Genomic DNA, 14,026 nt, shown 5'->3' with positions numbered 1-14,026 from the left:
TAACGACCATGCGGCTGCTGCACACATCGGACTGGCACCTCGGCCAGACCCTGCACAATTTCGACCGGACCTACGAACACCAGTGCTTCCTCGACTGGCTGCTCGACACGATCGTCGCAGAGGAAGCGGACGCCCTCTTGATCGCGGGCGACGTGTTCGACACCTCGAACCCGTCCGCCGTAGCGCAGCGCCAGCTGTACCGCTTCCTGCAGCAGGCGCGGGCACGGGCGCCGCAGCTGGACATCGTCATCATCGCCGGCAACCACGATTCGCCGGGCCGGCTGGAGGCGCCGGGGCCGCTGCTGGAAGCGCACGGCACGCGCGTCGTGGGGCACGTCGTGCGCGACGCCGCAGGCAGCATCGACCTGGAGCGTTGCATCGTGCCGCTGACCGGCAAGGACGGTGCGGTGCAAGCCTGGTGCGTCGCGATCCCGTTCCTGCGGCCGGGCGACGTGCCGCGCGTGGCCGCCGTGGCCGGCGCGGCGCCGGGCGACGACGCGTTCGACGCCTACCTGGCCGGTATCCGGCTGCTCTACCAGCAGGCGTACGACCTGGCCCGCGCCCGGGCCACCGGGGGCCAGGCGATCCTCGCGATGGGCCATTGCCACATGGTCGGCGGGGATGCGTCACCCGATTCCGAACGGCGCATCGTCATCGGCGGCACCGAGGCCCTGCCCGCGTCGATGTTCGGCCCGGACGTCGCCTACGCCGCGCTGGGCCACCTGCACCTGGCCCAGCGGGTCGGCCAGCAGGAGCACCTGCGCTACTCCGGCAGTCCCCTCCCCCTGTCGTTTGCCGAGGTCGGCTACAGGCACCAGGTGCTGCGCATCGACCTGGACGGCCCGCGCGCCGCCGCCATCGAACCTCTGCACGTGCCGCGCGCGGTCGAACTGCTGCGCGTGCCGGCGAGCCCGGCGCCCGTCAAGCAGGCGATCGCGGAACTGGTCGCCCTCGACCTGCCGGACCTGCCGCGCGACGTGTGGCCCTACGTGGAAGTGCGCGTGCTGCTCGACGCGCCCGAGCCGGGCCTGCGCGCGCAGGTCGAGGCGGCACTGGAAGGCAAGCCGGTGCGCCTGGCGAAGATCGAACCGACGCGCCGCGTGGTCACGACGGCCGGCGTGGAACCCGCGCTGAGCCTCGACCAGCTCGCCCAGCTGCAGCCGGACGACATCTTCCGCCGCCTGTGGCAGCAGCGCTTCGGCGAGGACGCGCCGGACGACCAGCTGGCCGCGTTCACGGAACTGCTGCTGCCGACGGATGGCACCGCCAGGAACCGGGAGGCCGCATGAAGATCCTGCGCATCGGCGGCAAGAACCTGGCCTCGCTGGCCGGCGAATTCGAAGTCGATTTCGAGAGCGAACCGCTGGTCTCGTCCGGCCTGTTCGCGATCAGCGGCCCCACCGGCGCCGGCAAGAGTACCCTGCTGGACGCCTTGTGCCTCGCGCTGTACGACGCCACGCCGCGCCTCATCAAGGGACCGCGCGTGGGCAACTACCTGCCCGACGTGGGCGACGAAACGCTGTCCGTCGCCGACCGCCGCACGCTGATGCGGCGCGGGACCGCGGACGCGTTCGCCGAAGTGGATTTCGTCGGCAACGACGAGCAGCGCTACCGGGCGCGCTGGAGCGTGCGGCGCTCGCGCAATCGCGCTGCCGGCGCCCTGCAGCCGTCCACGATGAGCCTGCAACAACTGCCCGGCCTGCAACCTCTGGGCGGCACGAAGACGGAGGTGCTGGCCGAAGTCGAACGCCGCATCGGCCTCTCGTTCGAACAGTTCACGCGCTCCGTGCTGCTGGCGCAGAACGAGTTTTCCGCCTTCCTCCGTACCGACGAGAACGAGCGTGGCGAACTGCTGGAAACGCTGACGGGCAGCGCCGTCTACAGCGATATCTCGCGCCGCGCCTTCGAACGCTGGCGCGTGGAGCAGGAAGCCATGCGCCGCCTGACGGCGCGCCTGCAGGACCAGGCGCCGCTCGGCCCGGACGCGCGCGCCGGCCTCGACGCCGACCATGCCGCCGCCCAGGCCGCGCTGACGGCGGCCGAGACGCGCCGCGCCGCGCTGGAACGTCACCTGCGCTGGTACCAGGAACTGGACCGGCTGCGCGCGGCCGAAACCCAGGCGGACGGCGCGCTGGCCCGGGCCCGGGCCGAGACCGACGCCGCTGCCGACCGCCGGCGCCGGCTGGCCACGCTGGACGCCGTGCAACCTGCACGCGCCCTCGTCGCCGACCTGAACCGCCTGGCCGGCGAACAGCGCCAGGTGCAGGCCCAACTGGCCGGCAGCGAACACGAACTGGCACGTGCCCTCGATGCCCAGCAACAAGCGGCGCGCGGCCTGATGGAGGCCGAACGCAAGCTGGAGGCGGCCGAGGACGCGCAGCGCGCGGCCGCGCCACAGCTGGACCGCGCGAAAGCCCTCGACGCCACGCTGGACACGCTCGCGCCCGCCCACGCGAAGGCGCGCGCGGCGCAAGACGGCGTGCGCACGGAGTCGACGCAGGCCCAGGCCGCCCTGCGGACCAAGACGGAGGAACTGGAAGCGAACCGGCGCGCGCTGCACGACACGACGGTCTGGCTCGCCGCGCACGGCACCCGCGAACTGCTAGGCACGCAATGGACGCGCTGGGACCAGCGCCTGGCCCAGGCCGAGCAGGCCGCGCGCCAGGATGCCACCAGCGCGCAAGCCTTGAGCGCCGCCCGCGCCGGTGCCGAACAGGCCGCCGCGATGGCGCAGCGCACGGCGCACGCGCTGTCGGCGTCCGTCGAACTGCTGGAGGTGCGCGAGGCGGCGCGCCGGCAGGCGGCCGAGGCGCTGGACGGCATCGACGCCGACGCCCTGCGCGCGGAACGCCGCACGCTCGACAAGCGGCGCGAACACCTGGCCTCGCTCGACCACACGTGGCAGGCACTGCGCACGCAGCGCGGCCGCCTGGCCGACCTCGATGCGCAGGCCACCCAGGCCACCCAGGCGCAGGCGAAAGCCCAGGAAGGACTCGACGCCGCACGCGCCGCGGGTAGCGCGCTGGACGCGGCCGTCACCCAGGCCGAGCGCATGCTGAAGACGGCCCAACTGGCGTGCGCCGACGGCGTCGAAAAGCTGCGCGCCACGCTCGTGGACGGCGACGCCTGCCCCGTGTGCGGCGGCACGGAACACCCCTACCGGCACCAGGACGACCGGCTGCATGCCGTGCTGGAAGAGCTGTCCGCCGAACTGGCCGCGCGGCGCGGCGAACAGCGCGCCAACGTCGACCTGCAGGCTGGCCAGCGCGCCGCGTACGATGCCGCCGGCGAACGGCTGGCGGCGCTGGCGCGTGAACGCGACAACCTCGCCGCCGCGCTCGTCCAGCTGGATGCGGAATGGGCCGACAATCCGCTCGCGGCGGACGCACCGGACAGCGACGCTGGCACCGACGCGCGCGGCCGCTGGCTGGCCGCCGAACAGGCCGCACTGCGCAAGGCGTACGCGGAACTCGAAACACGCGACGGCGACCTGCGCCGCGCCGAACTCGCGCGCGACGCCGCCCAGCAAGCCTGGGACCAGGCCAACCGCGAACACGCGCGCCTGCTCGACGCGGCGCAGACGGCGCAAGGCACGCTGGCGCGCCTGGATGCCGACATTGCCGCGCTGGCCGCGCGGCGCGAAGCAGCCGCGGCCACGCTGGGCGAACTGCTCGCCGAACTGGACCCCGTGCTGGCGGAAGCGTGCGGCGACGGCTGGCAGGGTCAATGGCAGCGCGACCCTGCCGGCTGGCGCCAGGCTCGCGCCCACGAGGCGCGCGAATGGAATGACCAGGCGGCACGCCTTGCGCGGCTGCAGGGCGCCATCGGGGCCCTCGACGCCGAGCACGCCGCGCTGGCCACGCGTGTGGAACATGCCGGCCGGCGCCTCGTCGAGGCGGAGGCCGAATTTGCCCGCCTGGACGCGGACCTGGCCGCGCGCCGCGTCGAACGTGCGGAACTGTTCGACGGCCGCGCCGCGCGCGATGTCGAGCAACAGTTGGTGGGTGCCGTGAACGCGGCACGCGAAGCCGTGAATACCTGCCAGGCCGCGAGCCTGCAGGCTGCGCAGGCGGAAACACGGGTGCGCGAGGCGCAGTCGCTGGCCGCGCGCCGCATCACCGACCTGCAGGGCGAGCTGGCCGATGCGGGCGAGCGGCTCGCACACTGGATCCAGGAATTCGACGGCAGCGACCCGGCGCTGGAAAGCGTGGCCAACGAACAGCAGCTCGCTGCCCTGCTCCAGGTCGGCGCGGGCTGGATCGCCCAGGAACGTGCGGCCCTGCAGGAACTGGACGCGGCCCTGCGCCAGGCGACGGCCGTGCTGGCCGAACGCCGTGCGCAGCGCGAACAGCACGAGCGGTTGCGCGAAGACGTGGCGCCGGCGCTGACAAACGTCGAACAGCCGGACGCGCCAGCCGGGGACGGCGCGCTCGCAATGGAACAAGCGACGGCGCAGGCAAAGGCGCAGGCAACCGCGCAGGCCCAGGACGCCGACGCGGTCGCCGCCGCCCTGCGCCGCGCCCAGACCGAACGGGACGCCGCACACGAAGCGGCGGCCAGCCTCGCCATGCGCATCCGCGAGGACGAGCAGCGGCGCGAGCGTGCGCGCTCGATGATGGCCGAGATCGAGCGCCAGCGCGCCATCGAGGACCGGTGGGCCAAGCTGGCGGAACTGATCGGCTCCGCGGACGGCAAGAAATTCCGCAACTACGCCCAGCAATTCACGCTCGACGTGCTGCTCGGCTATGCCAACACGCACCTGGCCCAGCTGGCGCGGCGCTACCGCCTGGAGCGCGTCGTCAGCACGGCCGGTCCGTCGCTGGCGCTGATGGTGCGCGACCAGGACATGGGCGGCGAAGTGCGCTCCGTAAACTCCCTGTCCGGCGGCGAATCGTTCCTCGTGTCGCTGGCACTCGCGCTGGGCCTCGCCTCGCTGTCGTCGAACCGCGTCAAGGTGGAATCGCTGTTCATCGACGAAGGATTCGGCAGCCTGGACAGCGATACGCTGGGCGTCGCGATGGATGCGCTGGACGCGCTGCAGTCGCTGGGCCGCAAAGTCGGCGTCATCTCGCACGTGCAGGAGATGACGGAACGCATCGCCACCAAGGTGTTCGTCCGGCCGGCCGGCGCGGGCAGCAGTGCCGTGACCGTGCAGTGCTAAAATGCGCCCCTTCCATTGATTCATCGCTCACTTTCATCATGAACAAACCCGCCCGTTTCCTGACCTTCAAGTGCGCCAAATGCGCCAAGCCGGTCAAGGTCACCCTGCAGAAAGTGTCCGCCTGCTCGCATATCCAGCCCTACCAGGGCATTTGCGAATGCGGCGAAATCAAGCGCCACGCGACCGGCAATCCGGACGCCGTGAAATCCTTCGTCGAGTCGAACGAACTCCACTGGCACCACCACCACTGATCGGACGCGGCGATGACGACTCCCGACGGCGCGGCGCGCATCCACTGGATCGAACACGGCGAGGAACGCTCGGCGCGCTGGCGCTCGGAAAGCGGCTGGCCGGCGCCGCGGAAGGTCGTGCTCGCGGACGACACGATGAGCGCCGATGCGGCCTGGCGCCACGCGCTGGACGGCACGGCGCTGCTGTGGCGCGGCGACTTCCAGAACGCACGCCAGCTGCTGCAGGCACTCGTGCGCCGCGTCGACCATAAAGGTTCGCGCGCCAAACGCGCCAGGGCCGGCAAGGCGCCGGCGACGCTCACCGAACAATTCCACCGCCACCGCCTCGCGCAACTGCAGCGCGCACGCACGCTGGCCATGCTGCTGATGCCGTTCGACGCGGACCACGGCATCCCGCTGCGCCGCGCGCCCGACGTCCGCGAAGCATGCACGGAAGCCTACGGTGGGGCGACGGAACCGTACGTTGCTTCGCTGCGCGAACTGCTGGGCGTCATCGGCGCGCACGAGTGGCGCCGCAAGGGCGTGTTCATTCCCGCCCTCGACGAGCGCATCCACCCGTGGTACGGCGTGTTCTCGCCCGTGCGGGGCGAATATGTCGAGCTCGTCGCGCAGGCACCGTTGCCTGCCGGCGCGAAACTCGCGTTCGACATCGGTGCCGGTACGGGCGTGCTGTCGGCCGTGCTCGCGCATCGCGGCATGCAGGGCGTGCTCGCCACCGACGTGGACGAGCGCGCGCTCGGTTGTGCCCGTGCCAACGTCGAGCGCCTGGGTCTCGCCGGCCAGGTCGAGATCGTGCGCGCCGACCTGTATCCCGAGGGCCGCGCCGACCTCGTCGTCTGCAATCCGCCCTGGCTGCCGGGCAAGCCGAGCTCCGCCATCGAATACGCCGTCTACGATCCCGACAGCCGCATGCTGAAAGGTTTCCTCGCGGGATTGAAAGAGCACCTGCGCGACGGCGGCGAAGGCTGGCTCATCCTGTCCGACCTGGCCGAGCACCTGGGCCTGCGGTCGCGCGATCAATTGCTCGGCTGGATCGCCGAGGCGGGGCTGGACGTCGCCGGCCGCCACGACATCCGCCCCACGCACCCGAAGGCCAGCGATCCCGACGATCCGCTGGCCGCGGCACGCATGGCCGAGGTGACGTCGCTGTGGCGCCTGCGGGTGGCCAGCTAATGAATCGACAACCCGATTTGCGCTCCGGCGCCGATCGGGTTAAAATAGCGTTCTCAGACGCGGGGTGGAGCAGTCTGGCAGCTCGTCGGGCTCATAACCCGAAGGTCACAGGTTCAAATCCTGTCCCCGCAACCAAATTCCGTAACAACAAGCCCGACTCTCGTAGCCGGGCTTTTGTTTTCTGGGCCAGCGCAGCGCATGAGAGACAAGAAAGACAACGCGACCTTCGACCTGCCCGGCTTCGAGCCGGCGCCACATGACGATGACGCCGCGGCTCTTTCTTCGTCTCCGTCCGCAGTTCCGGCGGCAGCCAAGCGTCCCCGGGCGCGCCGCACGGCACAGAAACAGGAACAGCTGATGCTGATGAACCTGGCAGAAACGGATGCGACCGGCCTGCCGGTCTGGAAACACGATCCCGATCTGGACCTTACCGGCTTGCCTGTCTGGAAGCCGGCACCCTGAAGCACGCGACATGAACGCCGGTTCGTCGCGCCAACGAAACGCCGCCACCATGTCCGACACCGCCTTTTCTTCCCTGCAGCTCGCAGCCCCCTTCCTCGCCAATCTCGACCAGCTCGGCTACAAGGACATGACGCCCGTGCAGGCGGCCACCTTGCCGCTCGCACTCGCAGGCCGCGACCTCATCGCGCAGGCCAAGACGGGCAGCGGCAAGACGGCCGCGTTCGGCATTGGCATGCTGCTGAAGCTGAACCCGACCCTGTTCGCCGTGCAGGGCCTCGTCATGTGCCCCACGCGCGAGCTGGCCGACCAGGTGGCGAACGAGCTCCGCCGCCTGGCGCGGGGCATCGGCAACGTCAAGGTCGTCGTGCTGACGGGCGGCATCTCGATGCGTCCGCAGATCGCGTCACTCCAGTTCGGCGCGCACATCGTCGTCGGCACGCCGGGCCGCATCCGCGACCACCTGCAGCGCCGCACGCTCGACCTTGCACGCCTGCGCACCCTCGTGCTGGACGAGGCCGACCGCATGACGGACATGGGGTTCTACGACGAGATCGCGGCCATCGTGCGCGAATGCCCCGCGCATCGCCAGACCCTGCTGTTCTCCGCGACGTATCCTGACGACATCCGCGCCGCCACCGCGCGCTTCCTGCGCGATCCGCTCGAGGTCGCCGTCGACACCGCGCACGCGCCGGCCCGCATCGAACAGCGTTTCTACGAGATCGGCTTCGACGGCCGCGTGGATGCCGTCGCGCGGCTGCTGCGCCATTACCGCCCCGCGTCCGCGATCGCATTCTGCAACACGAAGGCGCGCTGCCGCGAAGTCGCGGACGCCCTGCGCGAACAAGGCTTTTCCGCGCTCGCGCTGTACGGCGAGCTGGAACAGCGCGAGCGCGACGAGACGCTCGTGCGCTTCGCCAACCGCAGCTGCGCGGTGCTCGTCGCCACCGACGTGGCCGCGCGCGGCATCGACATCGCGGGGCTGGAAGCCGTCATCAACGTCGACGTGTCCAAGGATCCGGAAGTGCACGTGCACCGCGTCGGCCGCACGGGACGCGCAGGTGCGAACGGCGTCGCGCTGTCGCTGTGCGCGCCGAACGAAAAGCGCTGGGTCAAGCTGATCGAGGACGCGCAGGGCTTCACGGCCGAGTGGCATGCGCTCGACGAACTGGCCGACGACGACGGCGCGGTGGATCCGGCACCGATGATCACGCTGTGCGTATCCGGCGGCAAGAAAGAGAAGCTGCGTCCGGGCGACCTGCTGGGTGCCCTCACCGGCGACGCGGGCCTCACGAAAGAACAGGTCGGCAAGATCGCCATCTTCGAATTCGTCAGCTACGTCGCGCTCGACCGCCGGGTCGCGCAGCAGGCGTTCGACCGGCTGAACAGCGGCAATCCGCTGGGACCGGAATTCGGCACCATCAAGGGCCGTAACTTCAAGATGCGTTTCATCGACGACTGATAGTCGACAGGCCGCGCTTGTAACAGTTGTAACAGGCGCGCACGGTTGAGTTGTACTCGGGCACCGGTGCTACAAATCTGGCATGATTTTGCCAAGCCCATGCCTTAGCAAAATGACCAGCCTAACTACCATCGGACCGGAGCAGCAGCACCTCGAAGGCCGCACCGTCAGGGACATCGTCGAGTACAGTCCCGAACAGGTCAACGAAGTCTGGTGCCGCAAGATCCTACGCCAGATCCTGCAGTCGCTCGAACTGCAGTACGCGATGCACATGCCGCATCGCGCCATCACGCCCGACACGATCGTGTTCCACGAGAATGGCGAGCCGCTGCTGATTCCCACCGACTTCGGCCCGCCGGACGCGCAGGAGGCCGATGACCTGAACGCCCTGGCACGCATCATCCATTACGCCATCACGCGCGAGCTCGCCCCCACGGGCCCACTGGCCGGCCGGGCCGAGGGCTACAGCGATTCGCTCGTGAATGCCGTCGACCGCTGCATGGATCCCGACCCGGCGCGCCGCCCCCAGAGCATCGAACAGCTGCGCGACCTGCTCGGCATCGTCCCGCTCGGTCCGCCCGTCGGGGCCGCGGTGGCGTCGCACATGACGCCACCGATGCCGCCCGACGCGCCCGCGCCCGCGCCTGCGCCTGCGCCCGACCTCGGTCCCGCAATCGCACCACCCGAAGCCGTGCCGCCCGCGTTCATGCAGGCCGCCGAGCGCCCCCGCCGAATCCTGAACCTGAACCGCTGGCAACGCTGGGCCGTCGCGGCCGGCGGCGGCGCCGTCCTCATCGCGCTGGCGCTCGCCATGTTCGCGGAAATGCGCGATTCGGGCTCGTTCGACCACGTCGTGCTCACGTTGCCCCAGCAGGCCGATAAACCGTCCGTCGCGACCGGCGCCGCGGCCGCGGGCGCACTGGACAGTGGCGAGGGCTATGTCGCACCGGATTCGCCGGCAGCGAGCCCGGCGGCCGTACCGCAAACGCCCGCCAACCCGGCCGCGCCCATCGCCGCCGGCCAGGCCCAGTCCGCGCCGGACACCCGGCTGCCCGGTGTCGTCGTCACGCCGAACGGCAACGTCTACAAGCTGCAGATCCAGCCGTGGGGCGTCGTCTACGTGGACGACGTCGACCGCGGCGTGAGTCCGCCCGTCAAGCGCCTCGTGCTGGCGCCCGGCCGCCACACGATCCGCGTGACGAACCCGAACTTCCACGACCGCGTGCTCGAGGTCGACACGGCGAGCAGCGACGGCCAGATCACCGTCGACTTCACGGCGGAACCCTGATGACCCACGACCGGAGACCGATGAAGACCCACCGCTTCGCCCGCGCCATCCTGCTGGCCGCGACAGCCGCCCTGCTCGGCGGCTGCGCCGACCTGCCCGGCTTCGACAAGAAACCGGCACGCAGCCCCAGCCATCCGAAGGCGACATCGACCGTGGAACGGGACACCCCGGCGGTGCGCGAAGCCCCGGCGCGGCCGAAGGAAAAACCGCGCGACCGCGACGACGTGTCCACGCCCAGCGCAGGCCTGCAGGAAGGCATCCGGCTGTACAACGACGGCGACTACAACGGCGCGATCCGGCGCCTGTCCGCGCGCGACGTGAACAACGGCCCGCTCGCCACGCGCCTCACGGCCTTGAAATACATGGCGTTCAGCTATTGCGTGACGTCGCGTCCCGGCCCGTGCCGCCAGGCGTTCGACCGCGCGCTGCGCCTCGACCCGTCGTTCGACCTGGCACCCGGCGAACACGGCCATCCGCTGTGGGGGCCCGTCTTCACGAAGGCCAAGCAGGCGGCGACGCCGCACTAGAACGTGAGCGCGCTGCCGGCCCATTGCGATCGCCCGCTGGCCGACAGTACGCCGACGAGCGGCCACACCGACCACCCGCACCTGGTGCTGGCCACGTCGATCCTGGCCAGCAGCCTCGCCTTCATCGACGGCTCCGTCGTCAACGTGGGCCTGTCCGCCATCGGCCGCGACCTGGGCGGCGCGGGCGCGGACCTGTCGTGGGTCGTGAGCGGCTATCTTCTCCCCTTGAGCTCGTTACTGTTGCTGGGCGGCGCGGCCGGCGACCGCTACGGCCGGCGCCGCATCCTGCTCGCCGGCATCGCGACGTTCGCGCTGGCCTCGCTGCTGTGCGCGTGGGCACCACGGCTGTGGCTGCTCGTCGGCGGGCGCGTGCTGCAAGGCATGGGCGCAGCCTTCCTTCTGCCCAACAGCCTGGCGATCCTCGGCGCCACGTTCGACGGCAAGGCGCGCGGCAAGGCCATCGGGATCTGGGCCGCGGCCGGCGCGGCGGCCGGTGCGATCGGGCCGCTGCTCGGTGGCTGGCTCATCGATACAGTCGGCTGGCGCGCGGTGTTTTACATTAACCTGCCGATCGCGGCAGTGGCCATGTTCCTCGGCTGGCGCTACGTGCGCGTGCCGCGCGGCGAGAAGCCCGTTGCGCTCGATCCGGCCGGCGCGCTGCTGGCCAGCGCGGGCCTGGGCTGCTTGACGTGGGGCCTGGCGGCGGCATCGGCCGACAAGGGCGTGACGGCCGCATCCGGCGGCGCGATGGCGGCCGGCGTGCTCGTGCTGCTGGGGTTCCTGTGGGCGGAGCGGCGGGCGGGCGAGAAGGCGATGCTGCCATTGACACTGTTCGGATCGAGCAGCTTTTCCGGCCTGAACCTGATGACGTTCCTGCTCTACGGCGCCCTCGGCGCGCTGATGCTGCTCGTGCCGTTCGTGCTGATCCAGGCGCTGCAGTATTCGGCGAAGCAGGCGGGCGCGGCGCTGCTGCCGTTTCCCATCGTCCTCGCGATCGGTTCTCCATTGATGGGCAAGGTAGCCGGCAGCCACGGGGCGCGGCTACCGTTATCGATCGGCGCGCTCATCGTCGCGGGCGGATTCCTGCTGGGCACGCGCATCGGCGACGGCGGCTATGCCTCGACCGTGCTGCCCGCCATCCTCGTCATCGCCGTCGGCATGGCGTGCGTGGCGGCGCCGCTGACGACGGCCGTGCTGTCGTCCGTGGACGCCCATCACACGGGTGTCGCGTCCGGCTTCAACAGCGCCGTCGCGCGCGGCGGCGGGCTCATCGCGACGGCGCTGCTGGGCGTCGTCCTGACGGCGCAAGGCCGCGCACTGCTGGCGGCGTTCCACGTGGCGATGGTCGTGTGCGCCGCCTGCGCGCTGGCGGCGTCGATCTGCGCGTTCGCCTGGATCAGGCGCGCGGGTTGACGGACGCCGGATACGTCGGCGCGCGGCGCCGCTGGCTCGCCTGCTCGTACGCATAGGCCATCGCGATCAACGCTGCTTCGCTCCACGCGCCGCCGACGAACGACAGCCCGACGGGCAGCCCGTGCACGAAGCCGGCCGGGACCGTCACGTGCGGGTAACCGGCCACGGCCGCGGGCGACGAAAAGCCGGGGCCATCATGGTCGCCGTTGATGTAGTCGGTCAGCCAGCCCGTGCCGCCCGTCGGCGCGACCAGCGCATCCAGCTTTTCCTCGCGCAGGATCCGGTCGATGCCCTCTTCGCGGCTGTAGCGCTGGTTGTTCGCGAGCGCGTCGCGGTAAGCCCTGGCGTCGAGACCTGGCCGGGCCGCCGCCGCGATCAGGTGTTCCTGGCCGAAGTGGCGGAGTTCCTGCGCGGCGTGCCTGTCGTTGAACGCGATCACGTCGGCCATCGTTTTCACGGACGCGTGCGGTGCGTAGCCGGCCAGGTACGCCTCCAGGTCGGGACGGAATTCGGACAGCAGCACTTCCAGTTCCGTGTCGCCGTACTGGTCGACGTTGGGCACCTGCACGTCGACGAGCGTCGCGCCCTGCGCGCCCAGGATGGCCAGCTCGGCTTCGATCACCGCGTTCACGGCCGGGTTATTGAAAAAATTGCGCGCGACGCCGATGCGGCGGCCGCGCAGGCCGTCGGTCCGCAGGGCCGCCGCGTAATCGGCCGGCTTGCCCTGCATGGTGCCCGTGGCGGCATCGTCCGCATCGGCGCCCGCGATGGCCGCGAGCAGGAGCGCGGCGTCGGCCACGGTGCGTGTCATGGGGCCGGCCGTGTCCTGCGAATGCGCGATCGGGATGATGCCGCTGCGGCTGACGAGGCCCAATGTGGGCTTGATGCCGACGATGCCGCAAATCGACGCCGGCGACACGATCGACCCGTCCGTCTCCGTGCCGATGGCGAGCGTGGCGAGGGCGGCCGCCATCGCGGCGCCCGAGCCGGAGCTGGAACCGCTCGTGTTGCGGTCGAGCGCGTACGGGTTGCGCGTCTGGCCGCCGCGTCCGCTCCAGCCGCTGACGGAATGCGTCGAGCGCATGTTCGCCCATTCGGACAGGTTCGTCTTGCCGAGGATGACGGCGCCGGCCGCGCGCAGGCGCGCCGCGACGAACGCATCGCGCGTGGCGCGCACGCCGTCCAGCGCGAGCGAGCCGGCGCTCGTGCTCATCCTGTCGCCCGTCGCGATATTGTCCTTCAACAGGACGGGGATGCCGTGCAGCGGGCCGCGCACCTTGCCGGCCTTGCGCTCGCGGTCGAGGTCGGTGGCGATCCTGGCGGCGTCGGGATTCAGTTCGATGACGGCGTTCAGGCGCGGCCCGGCCTTGTCGACGGCCGCGATGCGCGCGAGGTAGCGCTGCACGAGCGTCTTCGACGTCAGCTTGCCCGTTTCCATCAGCGCCTGCTGCTCGCGCACGCCGGCGTCCAGCACGGCATCGGGTTCCTTGCCCGCTGCCGACGCAGTCACGCCGGCCGCGGCGCTCGCCGCCAGGCCCAGTCGAACGAAATCCCTGCGGTCCATGCACTCTCCTCGTGAATGCTCCAGCATAACAGGATCTTGCTTATTTGACATGAGCGCGTGTCGGACGTACCGTCGAAAAAAAACGCTGCCCGATGGACAGCGTTTTTCGTAAGAGCGCGTCGGCTTAGTTGCGGACGACTTTCTTGTACTCGGCGGTACGGGTGTCGATCTCGATGACGTCGTCCTGGTTGACGAACAGCGGCACCTGGATGGTGAACTGCTTCGACTCGATGGCGTTCTCGATCTTGGCTTCCTTCAGGACGTTGCCCGACGTGTTGCCCTTGACGGCCGGTTCCGTGTAGATGATCTGGCGTGCGATGGTGATCGGCAGTTCGACCGAGATGGCCTTGCCGTCGTAGAACACGGCTTCGCATTCCATACCGTCTTTCAGGTAGTTGATGGCGTCGCCCAGGTTTTCTTCTTCGATTTCGTACTGGTTGTATTCTTCATCCATGAAGACGTACAGCGGGTCGGCGAAGTACGAGTAGGTCACCGGCTTCTTGTCCAGGACGACGACGTCGAACTTGTCGTCGCCGCGGAACACGTTTTCCAGCGGTGCGTTGGTGAGAAGATTCTTCATCTTCCACTTGTACGTGAAGCCCGTGCGGCTCGAGCCATTGACGTCGGAGCGCAGCACGATGAAAGGCTTGGCATCAACCATGATGATGTTGCCGACACGGATTTCTTTTGCGGGTTTCATAGGAGGGTTTTAACCTAAAAATGAGTTG

At 70.0% G+C, this 14,026-nt stretch carries 11 protein-coding genes and 1 tRNA gene; 10 read left to right on the top strand and 2 right to left on the bottom strand.

Going from position 1 to position 14,026, the window contains the following annotated elements; genetic code table 11:
* Positions 1-8 precede the first annotated feature (8 nt).
* The 10 genes from ACEN9G_RS23150 to ACEN9G_RS23105 all read left to right on the top strand — a co-directional run bounded on the left by ACEN9G_RS23150 (position 9) and on the right by ACEN9G_RS23105 (position 11,734).
* The gene (locus ACEN9G_RS23150) at positions 9-1,289 is read left to right on the top strand and encodes an exonuclease SbcCD subunit D C-terminal domain-containing protein (RefSeq protein WP_483127015.1); all 1,281 of its coding nucleotides are present in this window, start codon (positions 9-11) and stop codon (positions 1,287-1,289) included.
* Entirely contained in the window at positions 1,286-5,161 is a 3,876-nt protein-coding gene (locus ACEN9G_RS23145) for an AAA family ATPase (RefSeq protein ID WP_483127014.1), read from the top strand. The genes ACEN9G_RS23150 and ACEN9G_RS23145 overlap by 4 nt, the downstream gene beginning before the upstream one ends.
* A gap of 38 nt (positions 5,162-5,199) precedes the next feature.
* Positions 5,200-5,412 carry a hypothetical protein gene (locus ACEN9G_RS23140; RefSeq protein WP_036240255.1) on the top strand — a complete coding sequence of 71 codons (213 nt, stop codon included), beginning with the start codon at positions 5,200-5,202 and terminating at the stop codon, positions 5,410-5,412.
* 12 nt (positions 5,413-5,424) lie between these two features.
* Entirely contained in the window at positions 5,425-6,585 is a 1,161-nt protein-coding gene (locus ACEN9G_RS23135; protein ID WP_413344109.1) for a methyltransferase, read from the top strand.
* Between the two features lie 58 nt (positions 6,586-6,643).
* Positions 6,644-6,720, top strand: a tRNA-Met gene (locus tag ACEN9G_RS23130).
* A gap of 63 nt (positions 6,721-6,783) precedes the next feature.
* Complete coding sequence (locus ACEN9G_RS23125) at positions 6,784-7,047, top strand: hypothetical protein (RefSeq protein WP_056137253.1); 264 nt, start codon at positions 6,784-6,786, stop codon at positions 7,045-7,047.
* A 49-nt stretch (positions 7,048-7,096) separates the two neighbouring features.
* Positions 7,097-8,506 (top strand): ATP-dependent RNA helicase DbpA, encoded by a 1,410-nt coding sequence (gene dbpA, locus ACEN9G_RS23120; RefSeq protein WP_413344110.1) that lies wholly within the window; start codon positions 7,097-7,099, stop codon positions 8,504-8,506.
* Positions 8,507-8,618: 112 nt separating this feature from the next.
* Positions 8,619-9,794 (top strand): serine/threonine-protein kinase, encoded by a 1,176-nt coding sequence (locus ACEN9G_RS23115; RefSeq protein WP_483127013.1) that lies wholly within the window; start codon positions 8,619-8,621, stop codon positions 9,792-9,794.
* Between the two features lie 20 nt (positions 9,795-9,814).
* Positions 9,815-10,321 carry a TssQ family T6SS-associated lipoprotein gene (locus tag ACEN9G_RS23110; protein WP_413346294.1) on the top strand — a complete coding sequence of 169 codons (507 nt, stop codon included), beginning with the start codon at positions 9,815-9,817 and terminating at the stop codon, positions 10,319-10,321.
* A 3-nt stretch (positions 10,322-10,324) separates the two neighbouring features.
* A complete protein-coding gene (locus ACEN9G_RS23105) occupies positions 10,325-11,734 on the top strand; it encodes an MFS transporter (RefSeq protein WP_483127012.1) in 1,410 nt (469 codons plus the stop codon).
* Here the strand turns inward: ACEN9G_RS23105 and ACEN9G_RS23100 are convergent.
* Both ACEN9G_RS23100 and ACEN9G_RS23095 read right to left on the bottom strand, forming a co-directional pair.
* Entirely contained in the window at positions 11,718-13,298 is a 1,581-nt protein-coding gene (locus ACEN9G_RS23100) for an amidase (RefSeq protein WP_483127011.1), read from the bottom strand. The two genes, ACEN9G_RS23105 and ACEN9G_RS23100, sit on opposite strands and share 17 nt — an antisense overlap.
* A gap of 124 nt (positions 13,299-13,422) precedes the next feature.
* Positions 13,423-13,998, bottom strand: coding sequence for an elongation factor P (locus ACEN9G_RS23095; RefSeq protein WP_259447543.1), 576 nt, complete (start codon positions 13,996-13,998; stop codon positions 13,423-13,425).
* Positions 13,999-14,026 lie beyond the last annotated feature (28 nt).

It is taken from the genome of Massilia sp. Masssp94, assembly GCF_059491305.1.
Note: the sequence above shows the minus strand (reverse complement) of the source record. Positions and strands in the feature narration are given on the sequence as shown.

Excerpts from the sequence above, each read along its gene's own strand:
- ACEN9G_RS23110 (WP_413346294.1), top strand. The coding sequence starts at position 9,815 with ATGAAGACCCACCGCTTCGCCCGCGCCATCCTGCTGGCCGCGACAGCC.
- ACEN9G_RS23125 (WP_056137253.1), top strand. The coding sequence starts at position 6,784 with ATGAGAGACAAGAAAGACAACGCGACCTTCGACCTGCCCGGCTTCGAG.
- ACEN9G_RS23115 (WP_483127013.1), top strand. The coding sequence starts at position 8,619 with ATGACCAGCCTAACTACCATCGGACCGGAGCAGCAGCACCTCGAAGGC.
- ACEN9G_RS23145 (WP_483127014.1), top strand. The coding sequence starts at position 1,286 with ATGAAGATCCTGCGCATCGGCGGCAAGAACCTGGCCTCGCTGGCCGGC.
- ACEN9G_RS23100 (WP_483127011.1), bottom strand. The coding sequence starts at position 13,298 with ATGGACCGCAGGGATTTCGTTCGACTGGGCCTGGCGGCGAGCGCCGCG.
- ACEN9G_RS23135 (WP_413344109.1), top strand. The coding sequence starts at position 5,425 with ATGACGACTCCCGACGGCGCGGCGCGCATCCACTGGATCGAACACGGC.
- ACEN9G_RS23140 (WP_036240255.1), top strand. The coding sequence starts at position 5,200 with ATGAACAAACCCGCCCGTTTCCTGACCTTCAAGTGCGCCAAATGCGCC.
- dbpA (WP_413344110.1), top strand. The coding sequence starts at position 7,097 with ATGTCCGACACCGCCTTTTCTTCCCTGCAGCTCGCAGCCCCCTTCCTC.
- ACEN9G_RS23095 (WP_259447543.1), bottom strand. The coding sequence starts at position 13,998 with ATGAAACCCGCAAAAGAAATCCGTGTCGGCAACATCATCATGGTTGAT.
- ACEN9G_RS23150 (WP_483127015.1), top strand. The coding sequence starts at position 9 with ATGCGGCTGCTGCACACATCGGACTGGCACCTCGGCCAGACCCTGCAC.